18 protein-coding genes and 1 pseudogene are annotated in these 24,259 nt (G+C 39.7%); 2 read left to right on the top strand and 17 right to left on the bottom strand.

Features of this window, described 5'->3' with window-relative positions; genetic code table 11:
* Positions 1-355: 355 nt before the first annotated feature.
* The 12 genes and pseudogenes from IGJ28_RS16535 to IGJ28_RS16480 all read right to left on the bottom strand — a co-directional run bounded on the left by IGJ28_RS16535 (position 356) and on the right by IGJ28_RS16480 (position 15,755).
* Positions 356-2,137, bottom strand: coding sequence for an ABC transporter ATP-binding protein (locus IGJ28_RS16535; RefSeq protein WP_438845492.1), 1,782 nt, complete (start codon positions 2,135-2,137; stop codon positions 356-358).
* Positions 2,137-3,888 (bottom strand): ABC transporter ATP-binding protein, encoded by a 1,752-nt coding sequence (locus tag IGJ28_RS16530; RefSeq protein WP_252711412.1) that lies wholly within the window; start codon positions 3,886-3,888, stop codon positions 2,137-2,139. The genes IGJ28_RS16535 and IGJ28_RS16530 overlap by 1 nt, the downstream gene beginning before the upstream one ends.
* A gap of 601 nt (positions 3,889-4,489) precedes the next feature.
* Complete coding sequence (locus tag IGJ28_RS16525) at positions 4,490-4,708, bottom strand: YneF family protein (protein WP_029486708.1); 219 nt, start codon at positions 4,706-4,708, stop codon at positions 4,490-4,492.
* A gap of 107 nt (positions 4,709-4,815) precedes the next feature.
* The gene (locus IGJ28_RS16520; protein WP_171917557.1) at positions 4,816-5,619 is read right to left on the bottom strand and encodes an ABC transporter permease; all 804 of its coding nucleotides are present in this window, start codon (positions 5,617-5,619) and stop codon (positions 4,816-4,818) included.
* Position 5,620: 1 nt separating this feature from the next.
* Positions 5,621-6,529: an ABC transporter ATP-binding protein gene (locus tag IGJ28_RS16515; protein WP_113849585.1), complete on the bottom strand. Its 909-nt coding sequence runs from the start codon at positions 6,527-6,529 to the stop codon at positions 5,621-5,623.
* Between the two features lie 384 nt (positions 6,530-6,913).
* Complete coding sequence (locus IGJ28_RS16510; protein WP_438845491.1) at positions 6,914-8,356, bottom strand: helix-turn-helix domain-containing protein; 1,443 nt, start codon at positions 8,354-8,356, stop codon at positions 6,914-6,916.
* A 405-nt stretch (positions 8,357-8,761) separates the two neighbouring features.
* Positions 8,762-9,295 carry an adhesin gene (locus tag IGJ28_RS16505; RefSeq protein ID WP_252711414.1) on the bottom strand — a complete coding sequence of 178 codons (534 nt, stop codon included), beginning with the start codon at positions 9,293-9,295 and terminating at the stop codon, positions 8,762-8,764.
* A gap of 310 nt (positions 9,296-9,605) precedes the next feature.
* Positions 9,606-11,009, bottom strand: coding sequence for an LPXTG cell wall anchor domain-containing protein (locus IGJ28_RS16500; RefSeq protein WP_252711415.1), 1,404 nt, complete (start codon positions 11,007-11,009; stop codon positions 9,606-9,608).
* A gap of 187 nt (positions 11,010-11,196) precedes the next feature.
* Positions 11,197-13,281 (bottom strand): FtsX-like permease family protein, encoded by a 2,085-nt coding sequence (locus IGJ28_RS16495; RefSeq protein WP_252711416.1) that lies wholly within the window; start codon positions 13,279-13,281, stop codon positions 11,197-11,199.
* Entirely contained in the window at positions 13,253-14,026 is a 774-nt protein-coding gene (locus IGJ28_RS16490) for an ABC transporter ATP-binding protein (protein ID WP_003126250.1), read from the bottom strand. The genes IGJ28_RS16495 and IGJ28_RS16490 overlap by 29 nt, the downstream gene beginning before the upstream one ends.
* A 90-nt stretch (positions 14,027-14,116) precedes the next feature.
* Positions 14,117-15,064, bottom strand: coding sequence for a sensor histidine kinase (locus IGJ28_RS16485; RefSeq protein WP_003126249.1), 948 nt, complete (start codon positions 15,062-15,064; stop codon positions 14,117-14,119).
* A pseudogene (locus IGJ28_RS16480) lies at positions 15,061-15,755 on the bottom strand (response regulator transcription factor). The gene IGJ28_RS16485 and the pseudogene IGJ28_RS16480 overlap by 4 nt, the downstream one beginning before the upstream one ends.
* A gap of 158 nt (positions 15,756-15,913) precedes the next feature.
* On the opposite strand from IGJ28_RS16480, the gene IGJ28_RS16475 reads away from it, so the two are divergent.
* Positions 15,914-16,531, top strand: a complete 618-nt coding sequence (locus IGJ28_RS16475) for an FMN-dependent NADH-azoreductase (RefSeq protein ID WP_252711417.1) — start codon at positions 15,914-15,916, stop codon at positions 16,529-16,531.
* A gap of 93 nt (positions 16,532-16,624) precedes the next feature.
* Here the strand turns inward: IGJ28_RS16475 and IGJ28_RS16470 are convergent, their stop codons facing one another.
* The 4 genes from IGJ28_RS16470 to tyrS all read right to left on the bottom strand — a co-directional run bounded on the left by IGJ28_RS16470 (position 16,625) and on the right by tyrS (position 20,357).
* Positions 16,625-17,011, bottom strand: coding sequence for a cytidine deaminase family protein (locus tag IGJ28_RS16470; protein WP_252711418.1), 387 nt, complete (start codon positions 17,009-17,011; stop codon positions 16,625-16,627).
* 90 nt (positions 17,012-17,101) lie between these two features.
* Positions 17,102-17,992, bottom strand: a complete 891-nt coding sequence (locus tag IGJ28_RS16465; protein WP_252711419.1) for a deoxyribonuclease IV — start codon at positions 17,990-17,992, stop codon at positions 17,102-17,104.
* Positions 17,993-18,093: 101 nt separating this feature from the next.
* Positions 18,094-19,005, bottom strand: coding sequence for an AEC family transporter (locus IGJ28_RS16460; RefSeq protein ID WP_252711420.1), 912 nt, complete (start codon positions 19,003-19,005; stop codon positions 18,094-18,096).
* 89 nt (positions 19,006-19,094) lie between these two features.
* Positions 19,095-20,357: a tyrosine--tRNA ligase gene (tyrS, locus tag IGJ28_RS16455; RefSeq protein ID WP_195957150.1), complete on the bottom strand. Its 1,263-nt coding sequence runs from the start codon at positions 20,355-20,357 to the stop codon at positions 19,095-19,097.
* A 193-nt stretch (positions 20,358-20,550) separates the two neighbouring features.
* Here tyrS and IGJ28_RS16450 point away from each other — a divergent pair, with 193 nt between their 5' ends.
* Positions 20,551-23,010, top strand: a complete 2,460-nt coding sequence (locus IGJ28_RS16450) for a transglycosylase domain-containing protein (protein ID WP_113849580.1) — start codon at positions 20,551-20,553, stop codon at positions 23,008-23,010.
* Between the two features lie 135 nt (positions 23,011-23,145).
* Here IGJ28_RS16450 and ccpA read toward each other — a convergent pair whose 3' ends face one another.
* Positions 23,146-24,144, bottom strand: a complete 999-nt coding sequence (gene ccpA / locus IGJ28_RS16445; RefSeq protein ID WP_060815299.1) for a catabolite control protein A — start codon at positions 24,142-24,144, stop codon at positions 23,146-23,148.
* Between the last annotated feature and the right edge of the window lie 115 nt (positions 24,145-24,259).

Below are 24,259 nucleotides of genomic sequence, written 5' to 3'. Positions count from 1 at the left end.
ATCAATTTTGATCCATACTCCTTTTTTCCAGAAAAAAAACCTAATGAGAGCAGACCAAATAGCCTTACTTTCATCAGGTTTAGCTTGTTTTTTCAACAATCACTATCCATACGAATGATTAACTTATCCTTATGATAGCAAACGGAGAAAACGCTGTCAATACATTGACCGTAAAAAGGATTCGCTATTTTACTTCCTCCCGATTCCTTTTATAAAATGAATCGATGAAAAACAAGAACCCCACATACCCGCTCCCAAGCCAACACCAACAAAGTGATGGAGTAATGGATACATGGAATTCTAGTAATTAGTTAGTGTCCACTGGAAGGAAACAGCAAATAATATTTCCGACTGATCACACGTCACTGGACTGTAATTTATACATATCTGCATAAAGGCCTTGCTGTTTTAACAATGAATCATGGTTTCCTCGTTCGACGATACGTCCTTTATCTAAAACTAAAATCAATTCAGCATCCCGAATCGTGGATAATCGGTGGGCGATGGCAATCGTAGTTCTCCCTTGTCGCATATTCGCCAACCCTTCCTGGATCAATCCTTCTGTTTCGGTGTCGATATTGGCAGTAGCTTCATCTAAAACGAGGATTTTAGGATCAGTCACCATCGTTCTAGCAAATGAGATCAACTGTCGTTGCCCGCTGGAGTAGCTAGCGCCACGTTCAAGCACTTTGGCATGATAAGTGCCCTCCAGTTTTTCGATAAATTTATCTGCTTGCACAAATTTCGCTGCTGCTCGGATTTGTTCTTCGCTGATTTCTGGGTTCAATAAACGAATATTGTCAGAAATATCTCCATAGAACATGAAAGCATCTTGTAAAACCAATCCGATTTTTTTTCGCAATTCTTCGATCGTAAAATCGCGAATATCATGATCGTCAATCAAAATTTGTCCCTCACCAAATTCGTAAAAGCGCATTAAAACATTAATGATCGAGCTTTTGCCGCTACCAGTGTGTCCCACCAAAGCGACGGTTTCTCCTGGATAAGCAGTAAAGGAAATATTCTTCAATACATGATTTTCTCCATCATAAGAAAAACTGACATTACGAAATTCAATCTTTCCTTGTTCAATGACTTGATTCGCATCTGGATGTTGTTGTGGGGTAAATTCTTCATTATCCATGATTTTAAGAATACGGCTACCAGCCACCATGCCATCAGTAAAGACGCTGAGAAAATCCATCATCTGTGTCATAGGATTGAAGAAGCCTTGGACATAGGTGGTAAAAGCATAAATCAACCCCACTTCAATCGGAGAATGCAAAGCATCAAACCCAAACAATGTTAATGACATCGCAACTGCAATCGCATAGAGAAAATTGATGATCGGCGATAATAGCAACGAATTAGTACGAATCATTGCATACCTTGTCTTGAGGTATTCATCATTCGTTTCCTCAAATTCTCGGTTCAGTCGTGCTTCTTGTCGGAACTGCTGGATAATCTGCATTCCCGAGATCGACTCGTTCAATTTCGTATTCAATTGACTTAATTTTTCTCGCATTTGACGATAGATTCGGGAGCTGAATTTTTGATAATACCAGATGACGATCATCAAAATAGGTAAGAAAATCAGATTCAATAAAGCAATTTTTACGTTGATCTGAAACATGGCAGCAAAAGAAGATAGGACTGCAAAAATACCAGTCAAAACCATCAAAAACACATACCAGAATTCATACAATGTTTCGGTATCATTGCTGACCCGCGACACAATCGAACCTGCCGGAGTCTGATCAAAATACCGCATACCTAAACTATGCAGCTTCTCGAATAACTTGGTCCGCACATATTGATACGTCTGCAAGGAAGCCATCGAGTATAGAAACCATTGAAAAAACCAGATGACTGCTTTGATGACTACCCCAAAGAAATAGAGACCCGCAAAGAAATAGATGATTTGATTGGTTGCTGACTGTTGTGTTAGATAGTTATCCATGAATGTCTGCAGAATTCTAGGCAGGAGAATGTTGACAATTGATAAGAGAAAAGCAAAGAAAATGGCTGCAAAAAATGTCTTCTTGAAGGGTTTTGCAAATTGTAACATCCGCTTGATGATCAATTTTTGCTCTTTAAATGGAATTGATTTTGACCATTCAGATTCTTGACGTTCCATTATACTTCACTCCCTTCAATTTTGGCTTCCAGTTGTTGCTTGTCCCACATTTTTTTGTACCAGCCATTTTTGGCTAACAGGGCTTCGTGGGTCCCTCGCTCGATGATTCTTCCTTCATCGATAACTAAGATCTCTTCGGCATGCTTCACACTACTTAGCCGATGCGCAGAAATAATCGTTGTTTTGTCTTTTCGATAGTCTCGCAATTTGTGCAAAATATCTTCTTCTGTTTTGGCATCGACAGCTGACAAGGCATCATCTAAGATCAGTAATTCTGGATCAACAATCAATGCCCGTGCGATGGACAACCGCTGTTTCTGCCCGCCAGATAATGAGACCCCTCGTTCACCGACCATTGTTTCGTATCCTTCTGGCAATGCTTTGATGTCATCATTGATTGACGCCAAATCAGCAGCCGCTTCAACCGCTTCTTGTGGTGCTTGGGGTACCGCAAAACGGATATTGTCTCGAATCGACATGGAAAAAAGAAAGTGACCTTGGGGAACATACCCGATAGAGCCCAATAATGCATTCAAAGTATATTCTTTGATGCTGTGCCCGCCAAAAAGAATGTCACCCTCATAATGATCATATTCCCGCATCAGCAACTTCAAAATGGAGGTTTTACCTGCACCGGTTTTGCCAACGATTCCTAATGTCTGTCCTTCATGTAAGGTAAATGCTATCTGTTGCAGCGTGATTTCTTCGGCATCATGATAGCGAAAAGCGTCTAACGCCACTTCAATTTTACCTTGAGCCGGCTCTTGGATCGCGTGTTTTTTTTCAACAATATGGGTTCTTTCCCCCAGCAATTCAGATACCCGATCATAGCTGGCATTCCCTCGTTCTAAAACATTGAACAGACGGCCAATGGCGAACATAGGCCAAACCAACATACCAATATAACTAATAAATGAAACCAATTGGCCAATCGATATCTCTCCTGACATGACAAAACGACCACCCACAATAATCGTTAAGACATATGAGACACCGATAATCAATGTAATGAAAGGATCAAAAAGTGCATCTAAAAAATTGACTTTACGGTTCTTGATGATGGCATCATCAATTTTAGCTTGAAAATCTTGAATATCTTCTGTCTCTTGTCCAAACGTTTTGATGACTTTTATCCCAGTAATACTTTCTTGCGCTTTGTCATTAATCGCTGAAAAAGCTTCTTGCGAATCACGAAAAGCATCATGTAGTTTGCTGCCTAACACTCTAGCCATGACCGCAAGAAATGGCAAAGGAATCAACGCAATCAAGGTCAGACGCCAATCGATAAAAAGGATCATGGCGATGATCGTTGCTCCTCCAGAGATAAACGAATCCGCAAAAGTTAAAATACCCGCCCCAGCAACGTTTTGAATGGCGTTCAAATCATTGGTGGCATGGGCCATCAAATCTCCAGTTCGATGTTTTTGATAGAAAAGATGATCCATTTTGGTGAAGTGATCGAATAATTGACGACGTAAGCTTTTTTCCAAGCGTGCAGCACTCCCCCAAATATTTATCCGCCAGACAAAACGAAAAATATATTGTGCTAATGCAGCGGCAAGCAAAATACCTATCCAAAATAAAATCGTTTCTATCGAAATCTCTTTTTCTGCGATCTCATCAATAATGATTCCGATCACTTTGGGTGGCGCTAATTGAACGAGAGCCACCAAAACCAATGCGGCTACTCCTATATAATAATGTTTCCTTTCTTGTCTAAAAAACCAACCTAACTTTCTAAAAATCGACATAACACCCTCCTATTATTCACTCCTGTTGACTATGATTTGAATCATCGAAATTTTCGGACTATTTTGGCAATGACTGACCTTCCGATGTAGTTACACTTGGATTCCTCGTGAAACACGTTTTGTTACCTACCCAACGATAGGCACAATTCATTTGCTCATCTACGCTTCGCTTACAGTTCATCTAAGGGAAAATCACTAAGATGAACTTGCATGCCTCGCTGACGCGGTCAATCGCAGTGACTCGCAACACGAGGTATTCCTCCTCATTTGCTTATCTACGCTCTGCTTCGCTTACAGTTCTTCTAAGCGAAAAGCACTAAGATGAACTTGCATGTCTCACTGACACGGTCAATCGCAGTGACTCGCAACACGAGGTATTCCTCCTCATCTGCTTATCTACGCTCTGCTTCGCTTACAGTTCATCTAAGGGAAAATCACTAAGATGAACTTGCATGCCTCGCTGACGCGGTCAATCGCAGTGACTCGCAACACCGAGTAGGTATTCCTCCTCATCTGCTCTGCCTCGCTGACGCGGCCAATCGCAGTGACTCGCAACAAAAAGCGAGCTGATGGGATCAGCCCGCTTTTTGCACTAAAAAACCTATTTTTGGTTTTTCATCTGTTGCATCATTTGCCGAATCTTCTTCTCAGAAGGCTTTTGGCCCATTGACATCATCATCGAACGCAACATATCCTCATTAACGGGAGGATTTTTCTTCAGATAATCTTGCATATATTTACGCGCCAAAAAGAAGCCGCCGACAGCGCCTAATAATACCGCGATAACAGCGATCACGATTACAATTCCTAAACTAACCATTTGAAATCTCTCCTTTCTCTTGTACTCTCAATGAATCATTTTACTAGAAAAAAATACAAAAAGAAAGAGAGAAAGCAGGATTTCTCCAAAAACTTTCCCTCTATATATCAGCTTAATGCCACATCTCGTTTGTTGAACAACCAGTTTGTCAAAAAGTAGATCAATAAGCTGTATAACAAAAGTCCAATCGTCATTTCCCAATAATTCAAACCCGGATCAATTATTGCATTTTGCATATCCGTTTGATGCAATAATGTGGGAACCGTATCTTTGATATTCATAAAATTAAATGGATTCCACTTCAACCAAGGATATTTTTCTATCGCAAAAAGCATGATGGAGTTGATGATGCTGCTCCCGAACAACACAGCTACTCCTAATCCCACTGCCATACTTTGAGAGCGAATGACGGCAGAGATGAACAGGGTCATGGTCATATAAAATACAATCAACAGTAAATTCGTTGCTGCATAGACAAGAGCCACAACTATAGCAGGCAATTGATTATAATCCGTTGATGTGAAGGGAGATTCAGCTATCAAAAACAAATTACTGGCAAGAAAACTGCTTAGAAATAAAACCAGTGTGCCAAGCAAAGCAAATAAGAGTGTGTTGATGGCTTTTGCGGCTAATATCTGACTTCTTGAAAATGGCCGAATCAACAAAAACTTGATGGTCCCTCGACTAAATTCTTCTGCTACCGCTGAAGCTGCCACAATAACAACAAATAAATTCAAAAATGACGTCATGTCGCTTAGAAATATAAATAGATCGTTGGCTTTAGTATCAGGCGAGCCTAAGCGGATCACATAGGTGAGTCCGAATGTTAAAACCACCAAAAGTCCCAACATGATCCATGTGGACTTTTTTTTCGTGACTTTGATCCATTCATTTTTTATTAGTGTCCTCATTCTAGAGCCCTCCCTCTTCCGTCCAAGCCAAAAATGTTTCTTCCAGCGAAGATTGCTGCAATTTCATTTCCTTTAAACCAATCCCTGCATTAACGAGGGCAGCAGCGATCTCAGAACGATTATCCGTTTCAAGTGAAATCTGTAATCCATCAGTCAAAGCAAGTCCATCGATTTGGAATTTAGTCTTCAAGACATTTAATGCTTCCTGATCGTCATCTGTTTTGATGATCAGTAGGCTTTTTTCTGCCTTCAAGGTATCCATCGCGACTTGATGGGTCACTTTCCCTTTTTGGACAACGATCAGATGATCTGCAATCTGTTCGATATCACTTAATTGGTGACTCGATACTAAAACAGAAACACCCTGTTCTCTTAACATGAGAATCATTTCCCGAAACTCTCTCATACCCTTTGGGTCAAGTCCGTTCATTGGCTCATCTAATACTAAGAGAGTAGGACGATGGATTAATGCCTGTGCCACACCCAATCGTTGGCGCATCCCTAGTGAATACGTTTTGACTTTTTGATTGATATATTCTTCTAAATGAACTTGGCGAATCAAGTCATCCATCTCAACTGCCGTCATTTTTGTCTTCGCCATGCGCTGGTACTGCATCAAATTCTCGTAACCAGTCAGATAATTGTAGAACTCAGGATTTTCTACAATCGCTCCTACCGAGGCAATGGCTGCTTTAAAAGACGTTTCTAGGGAATTCCCCATGATCGTAATTGAGCCTTTATTGTGCTTCATTAAGCCAACGATCATTCGAATAATCGTCGTCTTACCCGCACCATTCGGTCCTAATAACCCGACCACTTGCCCTTTTTCCACTGAGAAAGAAGCATTATCAATGATTTGCTTGGTTCCAATCAGTTTCGATACATTTTTCAGTGTTAGTATTTCTGTCATTTCATCCCTACTTCCTATTCGCTATTTTTTTACTTTCATGATAATAGTTATTACTACCATCCCACTAGAGTATTAAAAAGTCAACAGGAAAAAGAATGATCTTTTCAATTTGGTCTTCTTACTTCCGAATGAACTTCAAAGAATACGAGCCAGCTTCATCAAATTGGGATTTTAAATTAATGACATGATTTAATAAAAAATAAACGTAGTAGAAATCAAATTATCATTTAACAAATGAGGGAATTGGACTGAACATATAAATTTATAAAGAGGTGTTTTCTCCGAAATGTGAATAATTCACCTGCTGCTAGGAAAACTGATGGAAACTTAGGCTGTCAAAAACCTGTTTATGCTTTTCGCTCCGAATTTTATGAATCTTTTCTTTCAAACGTTCCCAGTCACTGCTGGTGGGCTGACCATTCCAATAAAAAATCTCCATTTGTTTGCCCCTAGCTGGCGATAGATCGGGTAATCACTGATTAGAATATCTGGTTCATCAACTGAAGGAACATGCTGGATTGCTCGATGGGAGGTGTTCAACAATCGATTTTTGATCCATAATTCTTGTGTCTTGCCAAATTTCGATTGAATAGAAAAAGTTACTGGACGCTCATATTTAATAAAGACTGTTCGAACGAGCATGCAGTATTGAAAGATAAGACGATCATTCTTCTTTGCAAACCCAACAAGTGGAGGGATTTCTCTTTTTATTGCGATCAAAAATCGTCTCATCGTTGGGTACATGACTGGGAAATAAGCTTCAAGCTCACTTTCCCGCGTTTGTTTTCCAAACCCATCTATTTTATGTTCTGTTCCAAAAACTGATGAGTAGGAATGAATCATGAGTAAGTTGACCAATAAATAATTTTTTTCTTTCGGAGTGAGTGCCAAATCAAAGTATGCAGACAGTTTGTCAACAATGATCTCCTCAGTCGAATACTGCTCATTATCAAACCAATCCTGATGGATTTCAGTCAGATCCTCTTCCAAATATGTATTCATTACTGCAAACATAAAATAAAGAAAACTGATTTCTTCGTCCGTGAGATCACTCACAGCGTAAACATTTGCCTGAAAAAAAGGTGCCAGTATGCATTCGGTAAACTTTCTTTTAGTCATCAATGGATGCTCGAAAGTCGTTATTTCATCAGGAATTTCTACAATAAAATGTTGCTGTTTGATTCGCTGCAATGAAATAGCCAGCAGAGATAAAAATTTATTGCAATCAATTTTTCGCATGTAAGGAGCGTGACGCTCAATTTGAGTAGCAATAGTTTGCTTGTCCCTTATCGTTGCTAAAAGATCTGAGTCCGTTTCATCAAACAACTGCCAATACATGACATGATAAAAATAACGTATGTAGTACTCTTTTCCTTCAAGTGGATTTCCTTTTCTTAAACTGTATGATAAATGATAATTTGCTAACACTTGATTCAATTCAGTCAATTTTCTTTGAATCGTCCGTAAACTGCTATATGTCTCTTGGCTTAATTGCTCCAATGAGTGGTACTTTCCCTTAAACAACAAATCAAGAAAGGTAAATCCGACAGTTCTTTCCACCAAGATTGCATAAACTTTGCTTAGCAGAAATCTAGGTGAAAATTCTATCTTGATAGTTTTTGATTCTGATTGATAATTTACCGTATATTCAGAATATTGCTCCTGAAATAATTCTACCTGTTGAATAACAGACAATAGCTTGCTAGTTTTATAGTTAAACGCAGCCATCAGCTCTTTGGTTGAATAAGTTGTTTGATTCCTTTCATAACAATAGGTGAGAAACTGGTTGATTTGTTTTTCTGTTGTGTCAAATAATACATGAAACACTGATTGACCCTCGCTTAAATAGTTATTCAAACTTTGCCTTCATTTAAGTTTGATTTCATCTGGACAACTAAAAAGATCTTACAATATTGTAAGTTAGTGAATGTTTTGCGATCATACCACTTCAAAGGAACGATTGTCAAACTCCCCGTCAAAGTCTTTTATTAAAAAATATCAGCTCAACAAATCTTGCGATTTGTTGAGCCGAATAAATTGTAACTGTTCATTTCTGGGGAAGAAATTTCCAATCATTTTGCTTGTGCTGCCTTTTTGCGACAATCTCTCAGGAGAGTTTACATGCCAATCTGACTATTCTTTATTTACTTCATTATCAGCAGCGACCGCTTTTTTATATTAAATGAACTTCTTAAATGTCTTTTTCTGTTCTGAGTGTTTGTCCTGCCACAATTAATTTTCATCATTATTATCGTATGAGGAAAGACTATTGGGATTGCTCGTCTCTTTAAGTATACTAGTGTCAATGCTGGAACTCTCAGAAGAAGACGGTAGATCAACAATAATCCATTTACTTGGCTTTAAATTCTCTATAATTGTAACGTCACCATCGTAAACAATCACTAAATCCACTTTGTTTTTACACTTGATCTCAGACATTGGTAAATCTCCACGAATTCTTAAAAAATTCTCAATACCGGAAACCCATTCTACATTCGTTAAAGTCGTTTCACCAATGACCTTATTCTCAGTACCCTTACCATCCCAACCATAAGTTAACACTGCTCGAACCGATTTGGCTGATCGTGTTTTATTCGGACGAATAGGTATCGTGATCCACTTTGACTGCTCATCATAAATGATACGGTTCGTTCGTAAAGTCAAAGATAGTTTACTGGGAGCTCGTTCATTTGCCAAACTATCTATTTTAAAGAAAACAATAAATAAAATAATAAAAAAAGCAATCAACAAGGGGATTTTATTCATTTGCCTCACTTCCTAAATCTATTTCAGGTTAACTTGATAATGAGATTATAGTAGTTTTTTTAGGTAACCACGCGCCAAAAAAAAGACAGAATCAGGTGGAAATTGGCATTTTTCAGAAAACAACCAAAAAAGACTGACACAAGAAAGACAAAAAGTCGCAGTGAATTCTTCGAAAAATCCAGCAGCAAACTACCACTAACTAGATCAATATTTTGTCTCTTCTTATGTTCAGCCTTTTAAATCTGTAAGGATATTAGATTTGAAACGATACATTCACACGTTCATCCAATCTCCAATTCATTTTTTCTTTTTATTTTCGTTTATAGATAACGTAAGAAATCAAAAGCATGCCCCCGAGAATCATCCATTTATCATTGGTCATTCCGGTTTGCGGTAATTGAGGATTCCCTCCATTCTTTGGCGGTGCCCCACTCTGACTTACTTTAGGAGCGGATAATGAAGAGTTGTCCACGCTATTACCGTTACTGTTGGAAGTCGCACTCTCGCTACTTGTACTATTGGTTGTACTCTCACTGCTTTCACTACTTGTGCTACTTGTTGTACTCTCACTGCTTTCACTGCTCGCGGTCGTACTTTCACTACTTGTGCTACTTGTTGTACTTTCACTGCTTTCACTGCTTGCGGTCGTGCTTTCACTACTTGTGCTACTTGTTGTACTCTCACTGCTTGTGGTCGTACTTTCGCTACTTGTGCTACTTGTTGTACTCTCACTGCTTGCGGTCGTGCTTTCGCTTGAAGTGCTCGTTTCTCCGGTACCACTGCCCCCGCCTCCATATTTCGGCGTGTAGCCAGTAGTTGTGTGGACTGCTGCTGAATCATTGATCAATGCTTGAATGGTTCCCTTGTTTGTATATTGCTCCAAAGACCCATCAGTTTCTGTTTTATAGGTGATATAGATTCTCTCACTAGTATCCCGCAAAGAAATTTCAAAAGTGCCGTCTGAATTAAGCATAATTGGGACTTGGTCAACATAAGTGGGATTAGTTACGCTTGGACCATACACCACTCGTGCCATGGTGCTGATCAATGCTTGATGGGGTCCAAGAGTATCAATGAATCTCCCATTTTTAATTGAAACCTTATTCGTATCATAAGAATTGATATAAATACGCCAATCAATCGTTCGTTTGGGTTCTTGTGTGCCTAGATACAGCCCTTGTTTCGTAAGTAATGCACCTGTTCCAGTATCCTCAACCCCTCGAATAAATAAAGGAATTGTCTTAATTCCATTAACTGTTTCAAAATCGAGTTGATTGATCTGATCGACAGTAATGTCTTCACTAAATTTTGTCCAAAAGTAAAAGTCTCCATGCACATTGTTGTTCTGCTCAACAAACTCAGTAAATACAAAAGTAAGCTGATTCCCAACTTGGGTGACATTTACTACTAAATGACCGTTCTCATCATACAGTTCATAGCTATTATTGACACCTTCAATCTCTACTGGGAGGATAATCGTCGCTTTGTCCCCGGCCTTTAAGTCACCTAATCCTTCGAGACTCCATTTGAGATCAATTTTGAAAGATTCGTCTTCATCTAAAGTCGTCACTTCTTGATTCTGACTATTGACAACGGATACATCAGTGATTAAGTTTGCCCCCACATCCGTCTCTCCATATACGATTTCCATACCGGTAAAAATGGGGATAGTTAGCAACAGAGCAACAAGTACTTTTGCAATCTTTGAAAGCATGTGATCCCTCCCTGATAGTTAATAGGTCACCGTCAGTATAATTTATGGAAAATTCAGAAGCAAATCATACGAACTGTGCGAGTTATATCACAAGGCAGGGCTTCACTTTCAAATTAATCATCTGCTTTGCACAGAAAAAAACCTATCACTCAAACAAAGCGATAGGTTTTGGAAAAAGACTGACTGATTATTCTGTTGGATCTGCATAGCGATCAATTTGTTGATTATAACGTAGTTGACAACAAATATAAAAAATAACTTGGAACAATAAGTAAATACCTACGATTTCACCATAGAACTGCCAAACGGGCAATTCAACTAATAAACGCAGTGCGGTCATCGCAACAGCAAAATGAATCATTGCCACGATAGTTGGCAAAAAATACATAACTTGTAGCTGATGACGCAGAATTTTATGCCGTTCTTTTGGTGAAACACCAAGCACATGCAAGGAGCGATGGTAAGCGCCGTCCTTGTCAAGATCCGCAAACAGGCGGAAATAGATGATTGATGCAGAGAAAATAAAGAAAACGGAGCCCAGTAAAACAGTGATCATTAAAATGAGACCATTGCCTTGACGTGTTTCCTGGAAAACTTTGTATTTTGATTGATAACCAATATGAGACGGAATGCCTTCAAGTGCTTTTGACCACTCTTCATCGGACATCTCGTTGACTTTGTCTGCTCCTAATTCATCGTAGATAGCGGATACTTTTTCATCTGTTTCTTTATTTTCTTGATCGATTTGCTGATTGATACCATCAATTAACGTAGAATCGTCTGCCCACTCGGGGTAATCTAACCAAACAAATCCTCCCGAATCTTCAGAATCACCAATTTCTTTTTGCCACTTCTCAAAAGTTTGATCAGTTACAACACCAAGGCCAAAATAGTTCAACGAAAGCATTGAGGGACTATGAACGATCGTCATATCTTGCTGAAAATCGCTATCTCCGCCAATTTCCAGCGGATACACATGTTGTCGTTGGCTTTGGTCAACCGACAACAGTTCTTTACGTCTTGAATAATTGCTACTAAGTTCAAGCACTTGATCATCCATAACAGGTTCAGCTTTTTCTCCGATTTGGCTCATCAATTTGCGATAATCACTTTCTCGCATCAATGAAAATGCATTGTTCATGTAATATGGATCAGTAGCAATCGCTGGATTTTCAAGATTTGTGTAGGTCTCAATGAGATCCACTTGTTCCATAACCGGATGATAGCCTTGCGCTTCCAATTTTTCTTTCACTTCAAAAGCCTTCGTTTTACCTATTTCATCTTTTTCGCATTCCGAAAAAACATACGCTACACTAATTCCTTGAATCGAAGAAAACGAAGTGTTGCCAATCGCCATCATTACTGCTATTCCTACAAAAGCCACTGATGTACTAATGGCGATCAGACTGTACATTGCCGCATTGTCCCGCATACGAAAAATCCATTCACTAATCGTTAACAAGCGTGTTCCTTGTAAAAAAGAAGGACTTCTTTTAAGTTGTTTCAATAAGTAAACACTAAACTGATAGAAGGACAAGATCGTGCCTGCTACCGTCAACAAAACGCCTAATAAAAGAATCAAAAAACCGTCAGCTTTGAAAGAAAAATAAAACACACATCCGTAGCCGACAAAGAGCAAAAGCACCCCAAGGAATGCATAGATCCGACGACTCACAGGCTCCGGCCTGGGCTTCTCGTTTTCTTTGATCAATGATATGATCTTTTCCCCTTGTAAAGCACGCGTACTAAAAAATGAGATCAACAGGAACATCAAAAGATACACGCCGATTGTTAATCCCAAACTAGTCAATGGAACCATAAAAGACAATCCGCGATTGAGATGCATCACATTCTGAGCAACAAGCAATAATAGCTTTGTTCCCAAAATTCCTAAGCCAACCCCTAGAAAGGTGGCCAGCGATCCTAATAGCGCATTTTCAATAAATAGAATCCTTCGCAAATCCTTCTCTTCAATCCCTAAAATGAGATAGATCGCGAGATCGCGTTTGCGACGTTTTAAGAAAACAACAAAGGTGTACCAAAGAAACATCAAAGATAAAAATGCAATTACTACTAAAGCAACCGCTAATCCCATCTTAGCTAGACTGGAAATGGTATCGCTCGCTGACAAGTTTTCTTTTAGTTGCGGATGGAGCAAAAGCAGACTAAATATATAAAAAACCATGGCAGCAAATGTACTGCTTACGAAATAAGCAGCATAGGTGCGGAAGTTACCTCTTAAATTACGAATGATCAACTGTCTGAAATTCATGACGGCGACCTCCTAGATGTGCAAGAACATCAAGAATTTTTTGGTAAAATTGTTGCTGATCACTTCCGCGATAGGCCTCATTGTAAAGTTTGCCGTCTTTGATGAAAACAACACGATCAGAGAAACTTGCGGAATAGGGATCATGGGTAACCATCATCGTTGTCACTTGTCGCTGTTTGTTCATTCGGCTCAAAATTTCCATGACATCACGGGCTGCTTTAGAATCTAGATTACCTGTCGGCTCATCCGCAAGCAACAGTTCTGGCTGATGTATCAGCGCTCGAGCAATCGCAACACGCTGCTGTTCTCCACCGGACAACTGATAGATCCGTTTTTTTCTTTTGTCATTGATTCCTAACTCTGTCAAAAGCGCTTCACAGCGCCGTTTCATCTCATCAACCGGTACTCGATCCAATGTTAAGGGCAGCATAACATTCTCTGCCACATTTAGTGGAGACAATAAGTTATAATTTTGAAACACGAAACCTAACTGTCGGCGTCTAAACTCAGCAAGCTGTTGTTTTGGCAATGTCAGCGGTTGGGCGCCATTGATGATGACCGAGCCGGATGTTGGTTGATCCAGAGTCGCAACTAAATTCAGCATGGTGGTTTTACCACTGCCAGAAGGACCCATAATGCTAATAAATTCTCCGGCAGGCACTTTGAGATCAATTTGTTTCAACACTTCCACAGATACTTCACCAGTATACGTTTTAGTGATATTTTTCAACTCTAGTAAAGCCATAGCACTCACTCCTTTCCTGTCAGTGTAACAGGTTTTCTGAAACAAACTTATCGATTGTTTGAAAGATAACTTACAATTTTGTAAGTTTCGTTAGCTCTCGGGAAATTTTAATTGCAGGACAGTCCCTTGACCGACTTCAGAAGCAATCGTAACCGTAATCGAGAGTTTTTGACTAATGAGAGAGACTAAATAGAGTCCCATACCGGTAGCTTCTCCCCGCTGCCGTCCATTGTCACCGGTATAAAAAGGTCGGAACACCCGTGGCAAATCTGCCGCTGAAATGCCACAACCTGTATCTGTAATCGTCAGACTTCTGTTCGCATCATCTAATGCAAAAGTGACTGTTGCTTTCGGATTCGAGTATTTGATGGCATTACTGATCAATTGAAAAAGTAGAATCTGCAACCATTTTTTGTCTGTTGTTATCCAAAAATCAGTCTCATCCTTAATTTTCGGATAAATTTCATGCCGGATGAAATTGCGCTTCTGTTCACCGATGCTTTGCTTGATCAATGCTAATAAGGAGGTTGATTCAATCAAAAAGTCTTCTTCAAAATCTTCCAGACGAACAAAATTCAATGCTGTGGCTAATCCGCTTTTCAAACGATCCGTCTCTGCTAAAAGATCGTAAGGGTCAATTTGACTACTCTCTGCCATCAGTTCTAGGACTGAGACTGGTGTTTTCATTTGATGGACCCAGATATTCATAAATTTGATATGGGTTTGATGATGAGCATCAATCGCTGCTAGTTGCTCTTGTACATGATGATGGTCGTCATCTAAAAGCTTTTTGACTCTTCTAGCTAAGTAACCAGCGCTTCTTCCAGATAATCCTGTTTTTAGATAGTGGTAGAAACTGCGATTGGCTAGATAATCAATCGTGAAAACTCCTATCGCTAACAAGCCCACTAATAGTAAGCCATAGCCGATCACAAAACCATTGCGATACCCATCTAACCAAACGAGCAAAAGGATCAAAGCAATCGACATCCCAAATAAAGCAATTGCTGGTAATTGAACTTTCAAGTATTCTTTCATTCTGGTCTCCCTGCAATAAAAAGAGCATAACCCTTTCCACGAATCGTTTGGATTGGTTCATCAAGACCGAGACTTACCATTTTTTTCGCAGACGACCAACATTTACTGACAATGTGTTATCATCTACAAAACGTTCATCGTCCCATAATTTATTCAAGATCTGTTCTCTGGAGACCATTTCTGGATAAGCCATCATTAATAAAGTAAGCAATTCTCCTTCACGAACAGTTAACACTTCTTCCTTTTCTAGATAATTCATCTTTAAAGCCTCAGGATAATAAATCAATTCCCCAGCTTTTAGTTGGCGAGCACGATTGCTCTGTGCATAGTCTCCATATACTCGCCGAATATGACTTTTTATTTTTGCTAAGAGTAATTCATAAGAAAACGGTTTGATCAGAAAATCATCTGCTCCATACTCAAGTGCCATCACTTGATCCATATTACCGTCACGAGCCGAAATAAACAAAATGGGTACCAAGGATTGCTCGCGGATTTTTTGACACCAATAAAAACCATCAAAAAAAGGTAAATTAACATCTAACAAAATCAAATCTGGCTCTATTCTATGAAATTCTTCCAAGATCTTTTCGAAATCCTGCGGAATAAAGGTCTCGAAGGCATAGCGAGACAGCTGACTTTCAATCATTTTGACTAATGACTTGTCATCTTCAATTAGAAATATTTTCACAGTGCACCTCCTGAAGTACTTCTAGTTTACCAAAAGCAACGGATCACTTCCTTAAAAAAATCAGAAAAAGATTGTCTACTTATTTATTGTAAGCAAAATGATTTTATAGTATACTATTTCTCGTGACATGTTAAATATATCTAAAAGGTGGAAAATTGATGAAAAATGTTTTAGTTGTAAAAGCAAATAACCGTCCTGACGGAGTATCTGCAAAAATGTTCGATACTTTTGTAGAAAATCTAGATCGAACAGCAGTAGATGTAGTTACTTTTGATGTTTACGCACAACCAATGCCTTATATCGGACAAACATTGTTCGAAGCATTCGGAAAATTAGCACAAGAACAAGATTTAAACCAAGAAGAACAAGAATTGATGACCGTCCGTCAAGACGTCATGAATAAATTTGCAGCAGCAGATACGATTGTCTTTGCATTTCCTATGTGGAACTTGACGATTCCTGCGGCATTGCACACATTTATCGATTATATTTTCCAAGCCGGTTTCACTTTCTCCTACAATGAAAATGGATCTATGAACCAATTATTGAAAGACAAAGAAGTTGTCTTGTTAAATGCCCGTGGCGGTGTTTACTCAGGTGAAATGAGCGGCATGGAAAGTGCTGTTACATTTATGGAAAAAGTATTTGGTGGTATGTTTGGCATGACGATCAGCGATGAAGTAATCATTGAAGGTCACAATGCAGACCCTTCAAAAACAGAAGAAATCATTGCAGCCGGCCTAGAAAAAGTGGCAGAAGCAGCAAAAAAATTCTAATAAAAAATTAAAAATCTCAGAAATGATAAGCGAACCAACAATGCGAACTAGCAGTTATGGGACAGCTTTATTCCTGAGATTTTTTTATTACTGTTAAACAAGACCGTCTTTCCAATCAAGTGGTAAAAGCTGAGCAAGCGGCAGACTGCCCGCCTTCGTCAAGACTTGCGCAGAAAGATTGTCTTCAGACAGCTGACTGAGAAACTCGCGGCAACGACCACAAGGTGAGATCGGATGCCCCTGCCAGTCCACAGCCACAACTTTTGCAATATGATGTTCTCCCGCAGTGATCATAGCTGCTGCAGCGGCATGTTCTGCCCAAAAACCCATAGAACAACTAGTGTCAATGCACACTCCAGTAAAAACGTTCCCTTCTCTGGTAAGGATGGCTGCTGCAACACCGCCGGATTCTGCCCAGGGAGACAGTTTTCTTGGTGCAATCTTCGCTTGGGCGAAAGTAATCAATTCATCAAACTCCATCTATTCCTCCTGCTAAAACCATTCTTTCTTTAATAATCGAAACAGTTCCAAACTAGGTTAGACTTTTTTTACGCCATAGGATAATGTGGTTCATTGCTCCATGATCTTAGTCAACAAGTCTGGATCAAACGTTTGTTGCTGCAGCATGGCAATTTCAAAACCATAAGGAGCTTTTTTATTCTTTTTGTCTTCTCCAACATAAGGAGTTTCTAAAATTTTTGGGAGTTGTTTCAATTGTTCATGATGGACGATTTTATTCAATGCTTCAAAACCAATCGTTCCAAAACCAATATTCGCATGCCGATCTTTATGGCTGCCTTGGGGATTTTTGGAATCATTGACATGGATTACTTTTAAACGATCCAGTCCAATGACCTTATCAAACTCATTTAAGACACCATCAAAATCTTCTTTGACGTTATATCCAGCATCATTGGTGTGGCAAGTATCAAACGTCACCGAAAGCTTCTCATTCAGCGTAACACCATCAATAATTGCAGCAATTTCTTCAAAACTGCGTCCGATTTCCGTTCCTTTACCAGCCATCGTTTCTAAAGCAATCTGAGCCGTTTGCCCTTTTTCCAAGACTTCGTTCAATCCTTTGATGATTTGCTTGATACCTGCTTCTGGCCCTGCACCAACGTGAGCTCCTGGATGCAATGTGATTTGCGTTGCGCCCAATGCCTGTGCTCGTTGAATCTCCGCTTGTAAAAACGACACCGCAAAGCCAAAATTTTCTGGTTTGATGGTATTTCCCAAATTAATGATATAAGGTGCGTGGACAACAATATTCGAAATGCCTGCTTTCGTCATGAAATCTTGTCCAGCAGCAATATTCATCTCTTCAATTTTCTTACGACGGGTATTTTGCGGAGCCCCCGTATAAATCATAAAGGTAGTTGCTTGGTAGCTTGCTGCTTCCTCTGCCGCTCCCAGCAACATTTTTTCCCCACTCATGGAAACATGTGATCCAATTAACATTGATTGTCTTCCTCCTAAAAATAAGTCTTGTCTATTATGCGAAAAAACATTCATTCACGCTAGTTTTTTGCTTGCCGTTTTCTTTGACTTTATCCACTATATTAAGCCAATCCAAATAAAATCAGTACGAGTGTCATGAGAGGCAAACTAATCAAGAAACTGATAGAAGACACAAAGCCGACTGCCTCTTCCTCCATACCTGCCAATACAGAATTGATCACACCGAATAAAGGAATTGGAGCAAATACCAGTAAACACAACACGGGCTTCAAAAAAGCGGGAAGAGGTAAAAAGAAAAAGCAGAGAAATAATAGCAAACCGATTCCATAACGCAAACTCAAAATCTTTCCTACCGTTGCAGCAGCATGTTTCGGTAAACGAAAATCTAAAAACAAACCAATCATGAACATCGATAGAAAGGTATTAGCATTACCGATAGGTTGGACTAGCTGGATCACCCCTTGCGGTAATGAGAGTCCAAAGCTGCGGATCAGCAACATAAATAAATAGCAAGTAAAGGTTGGCGATCGTAATAAATTAAGAATGATTTTTCCTGGCTCAAAAACTGTCCGTTTCCCGATTAGATACTCAATCAAAATGGTGGTGCCTCCTGCCAACATAATACTGTTACCCATATCAAACAATGAAATCAAGGGGATTCCTAATGGATAAAAACTTTGTGCAAAAGGAATCGCGAAATTTCCGATATTGAACCCGGAGCCACAATACATCGAAAACTGACGTAACACATCATTCTCTTTTTTGGTTAGGAAAAAGGCAGTCATAATCTGCACGAACGTGATGATTACCGCAATTAAAATTAATGCCAGTGCGCCCATTTGGATCTGCATATCGGCAAGATTAAGAATGATTGCTGCTGGCAGAGTGACATTGAGGATCATCCGAGACAGAATAGATCCATCCGCTTTTGATAGGACCTTTAGCTGTTTAAGAAAATACCCCAAAAAGATCATTGCAAAGAGACCAGCGGCATTCAAAAATAATTGTCCCATAAACGATCTGTTTCCTCCTCTATTGATTTGAAAAAAAGCGAACCCACTCAGCGGTTCGCTTTTTACTCATTTCACTCTCTAGCAACTGGCTAAAATGTCAACAAGAAATATTTTTTCTTCCCACGGCGAATAACAACATATTTGCCGCCGATACGGTCTTCTTCGTTGATCACGTAATTTAAGTCTTGTTGGCGTTCGCCATTCACATAGATTGCCCCGTTTTGGATATCTTCCCGGGCTTGTCGTTTCGATGCTTCGATTTTCGAAGTAGTCAACAATTCTACAATGTTTAACTCATCATCATTCGAGACTTGATAGGTTGGGACCCCTTTGAATCCTTGTGCAATTTCGTCAGCAGACAGTCCTTTGACATCCCCATTGAACAAGCTTTCAGAAATATGAACAGCTTGCTCATATGCTTTTGCACCATGAACTAATGTGGTCACTTCTTTGGCCAACGCTTTTTGGGCAACTCGTGTTTCTGGTGCAGCTAAGAATTCTTTTTCAATTGCTGCAATTTCTTCAAGTGATAAGAAAGTGAAGTATTTCAAGAATTTCACAGCGTCACGGTCATCCGTATTGATCCAAAACTGATAAAATTCGTAAGGTGTTGTTTTGTCGGCATCTAGCCAAACTGCATTCCCCTCAGTTTTACCAAACTTGGTACCATCTGCCTTAGTAATCAAAGGCATCGTCAAACCAAACCCTTGGACTTCTCGTTCGCGACGTAGCAGTTCAATTCCTGACGTGATATTTCCCCACTGGTCACTGCCTCCAAGTTGCAATAGACAGCCATGTTCATCATAAAGATTTAGGAAGTCATAGGCTTGCAGCAATTGGTAAGCAAATTCGGTATAAGAAATTCCCGTTTCAATGCGGCGTTTTACGCTTTCTTTGCTCATCATGTAGTTGATGGTAAAGTTCTTCCCTACATCACGTAGGAAATCGATCAATTTTAATTCGCCTAACCAGTCATAATTATTGGCTAAAATTGCTGGATTCGTTTGATCCTCAAAGTCAATAAAACGAGACAATTGATTTTTGATACTTTGAGACCATTCCTTGACGGTATCTAATGTATTTAATTGCCGTTCTTGGTCCTTGAAAGATGGATCCCCAATCATCCCTGTTCCTCCGCCTACTAATGCAATAGGAACATGCCCTCGTTGTTGGAAACGGCGCAGCATCAAGATCGGTAAAAGATGGCCAATGTGCAAACTATCAGCGGTTGGATCAAACCCAATATATAGTTTCACAGACTCTTCGTTTAATTGTTTGATCAATGCACTTTCGTCAGTAGTCTGATGAACCAGACCACGACCTTTTAATTCTTCAAAAAAGTCTGAACTCATTTTTTTTCCTCCTAAATCATTACTCACTGTTCATATTAACTGAAAATCCGCCTAAAGAAAAGCCTTAATCCCATTTTGGATCAATCCCGTATTTGTTATAATTTGATTGTGATAACGAGCAAAACTATCCAAGTGCGTTGATTTTTGCTATAATACAACGGAATCTATTCTAATATCATTGAGGTGACCATTTTTGCCCCAAAATAAGAAAAAACAACCAAAATCTCCAAGTACGAAAAAGAGCTGGTTTTATTTCAATATCAGCTTGCGCGTGCTCCATTCGCTCTTTTTAGTCGCAATTTCCTTTTTGATTCTGGGCGGTTCACTCGCACTAGGTATCGGTGTTGGCTATTTTGCATTTTTAGTAGAAGATACCGCTGCCCCGTCAAAAGAAGAACTGCAGCAAGAATTAACCGACATCACAGAGACTTCACAGCTAGCTTATGCGGATGGTAGTAAAATCGCCACGATTCGATCAGATCTGATGCGTACATCGGTTTCTTCAGATAAAATTTCTGATTATCTCAAAAAAGCGATCATTGCAACAGAAGACGAATATTTCAATCAGCATAATGGCGTCGTTCCTAAAGCGGTCGTCCGTGCCCTCCTCTCTGAAGCAACTGGCTTTGGTGGTGGCGGTGGATCGACATTAACTCAGCAATTAGTCAAACAGCAAATTCTCTCAAGCGAAACTACTTTTAAACGCAAAGCCAATGAGATTCTCTTGGCGATGGAAGTCGAAAAGTTTTTCTCTAAAGATGAGATAGTCACAATGTACTTAAATATTTCACCATTTGGTAGAAATAATAAAGGGCAAAATATTGCCGGCGTGCAAGAAGCGGCCCAAGGAATATTTGGCGTCAATGCTGCCGATCTTACACTGCCCCAAGCTGCTTTTATTGCTGGATTGCCACAAAGCCCGATCGTCTATAGTCCGTACACGAATACTGGTGAAATCAAAGAAAATCTCAGTGCCGGTTTAGATCGAAAAGACTTCGTCCTCTTTAGTATGTATCGTAATCATGACATCTCAAAAAAAGAATACGACGAAGCAATGGCTTATGATTTGAAACAAGACTTCAAAAAACAAGAAGCCATTGAGCAGACCGATCAGAGTTTCCTCTATTATACGGTTCTCAATGAAGCCAAAGATATCATCGCTAAACAATTGGCGGACGAAGATAAAGTTAGCGCAGAAGAATACAGTAAAGAAGAAACCTATCAGAAATATTTAGAATTAGCACAACAAAAATTAGTCAATGGTGGTTACACAGTTACCTCTACCATTGATAAAAACATCTATAATGCCATGCAAGACGCTGTGTCCAAATATGGCTATATGCTGGATAACTGGGGCGATGCGCCCATTGAAGTTGGGAATGTCATGATGGATAATGCAACAGGCCGTGTGCTTGGGTTCATTGGTGGTCGCGATTATCAGCAAAATCAATTCAATCATGCGTTCGATGCCCAAAGACAAGCTGGATCAAGTATTAAGCCAATGCTCGTTTACGGTCCTGCCATCGATGAAGGCTTGATGGGTTCTGAATCAATGGTCTCTGATTACGCAGCTAAATGGCGCACTGGTGAAAATGCGGATGAACCAATCGTTAACGCGACAAATAAGGGAACCAATACCTTTATGTCGATTCGAGAATCATTAGAAGTCTCTAGTAATATCGCTGCGACAAACATTTTTCAAGACATTTGGGAGCAAGAAGGTGACCCATTCTTCTCTTATAAGAATTATTTGAGCAAGATGAACTATCCTGAAGACAATAGTTGGGCTTATGAGTCTGCTCCTTTAGGGGTCACCAATGTAACTGTTTTAACTCAGACCAATGGATTCCAAACGTTAGCAAACAAAGGCGTTTACCAGGAAGGTTATGTGATCGAATCGATCAAGAACAATGAAGGCGAAGTCTTGTATCAGCATGAACAAAAACCAGTTCAAGTCTTCTCTGAAGCAACAGCATCAATCATGAATGACATGATGCGCAGTGTAATTGACGAACAAAAGACGTCTAACTTTAAATCCGTTGTTAGCGGTCTGGATTGGAACCTTGGAAATGCCGATTGGGTCGGTAAAACAGGTTCGACAAACAATTGGTCCGATTCTTGGCTCGTGGTCTCAACTCCTTCCATTACCATCAGTAGCTGGTCTGGTCGTGATGACAACAAAGCCACCGATAGTAGTGCCGGAACACGTACCGCTCAATACATGGCTTATTTGATCAATCGCATTTATCAATCCGACCAGAAGGTCTTTGGAGTAGATAAAAAATTCGAGTTATCCGATGATGTCAAAAAGGTCAAAGTGTCTAAGGCTACAGGAACACTTCCAGGCGGCACGGTCACAGTAGATAACACAAGAAGAACCAATCCAAGCGACACAGTCACTTCGTATTGGACAAAAGGCGGTCCCAAAGAAGCATCCTTTGAATTTGGGATTGGCGGATCGAATGCCAATTATGCAGATTATTGGAAGAAAATCGCCCCTAGCCGAACAACAACATCTACTTCTACCAATACAGCCACGAACAATGGCTCTAGAAGTACCAATAAAGAAGAAAACGCCACGAACAATAACAATAATCAAAAAGAAGCAGAAAAAACGGAAGAAAAGAAAAACGAGCAGAAAGAGGATGACTGATTACGTCATCACAGTCATTTGCCAAAATCTGTTTTACCTGAAGAACGGGAAGCACATCGTTGCTCCTGTTCTTTTTTTATATCTATATGTAAATAAAAAAACCGCTCCTAAGAACGGTTTCTTCTTTTTTCTCACTTATTTCGTTGAACTCTTTTCAGAGATACCATAGGGTAAAACAATTGTTTTTTGTTCTACTTCTTCTTTGTTCATCATTTTCGTTAGTAAACGCATCGCTACAGCACCCATGTCATATAAAGGCTGTGTCACGCTAGATAAACGTGGACGGGCAGCTTCTGCCAATAAAGAATTGTTGCTTGTAATGATTTCAAATTCTTCAGGTACTTTGACACCTCGGTCAATCAAACCGTCTAGAACACCGATAGCAAGTTCATCGTCTGTTACATATGCCGCTGTCGCTCCACTGTTCATGATTCGTTCAACTAATGCCAAGCCTTCTTTAAAGCTATAAGGCGCTTCAAAAATCAAGCCTTCTGAATAGTCTAAGTTGTTTTCTTTTAACGCTTCTTTATACCCTTTCAACCGGTTTTGACCGTTGATTGGATCAATCAATGCACCGCTGACAAAAGCGATCTTTTGATTGTTTTTGGCTAGTAAACTTACTGCATCTTTCGTAGCTGCTGTATAATCAATGTTCACGCTCCCCACTTGTTCATCGGGATCGATTGAGCCAGCAAGTACCACTGGTGTTTTTGAACGCGAAAATTCGCCACGGATTTCATCAGTGATCCGATGACCCATGAAAATCACACCGTCTACTTGTTTTGCCAAAAGATTGTTCAGTACGTTTACTTCCTTCATACTATCGCCATCGGAATTCGCCAAGATAATGTTGTATTTGTACATCGTTGCTACGTCATCGATCCCACGAGCCAATGAAGAAAAGAACATATTGCTGACATCGGGAATGATTACACCGACTGTAGTTGTTTTTTTGCTAGCCAATCCTCGTGCAACAGCATTTGGACGATAATCTAAGCGGTCAATGACTTCCAGAACCTTCTTACGGGTCGCTGGCTTAACATTTGGATTGCCGTTCACGACACGAGAAACCGTCGCCATCGAAACATTTGCCTCACGAGCAACATCATAAATCGTAATTGTTTGTTTTTCCATGATATATCTCCCTTTATTCTGTTTTCAGAAAATCTTATTTACATTTCTTTGATAGAATAGCAAACTTTTTGCGAATATGCAACCGTTTTAATTCCGCTTTCATGAAAACTTAGTC

Source organism: Enterococcus sp. AZ091 (assembly GCF_051714805.1).
In the GTDB taxonomy this organism is placed as follows: domain Bacteria; phylum Bacillota; class Bacilli; order Lactobacillales; family Enterococcaceae; genus Enterococcus_D; species Enterococcus_D gallinarum.
This window is presented reverse-complemented; position numbering and strand designations above follow the sequence as displayed.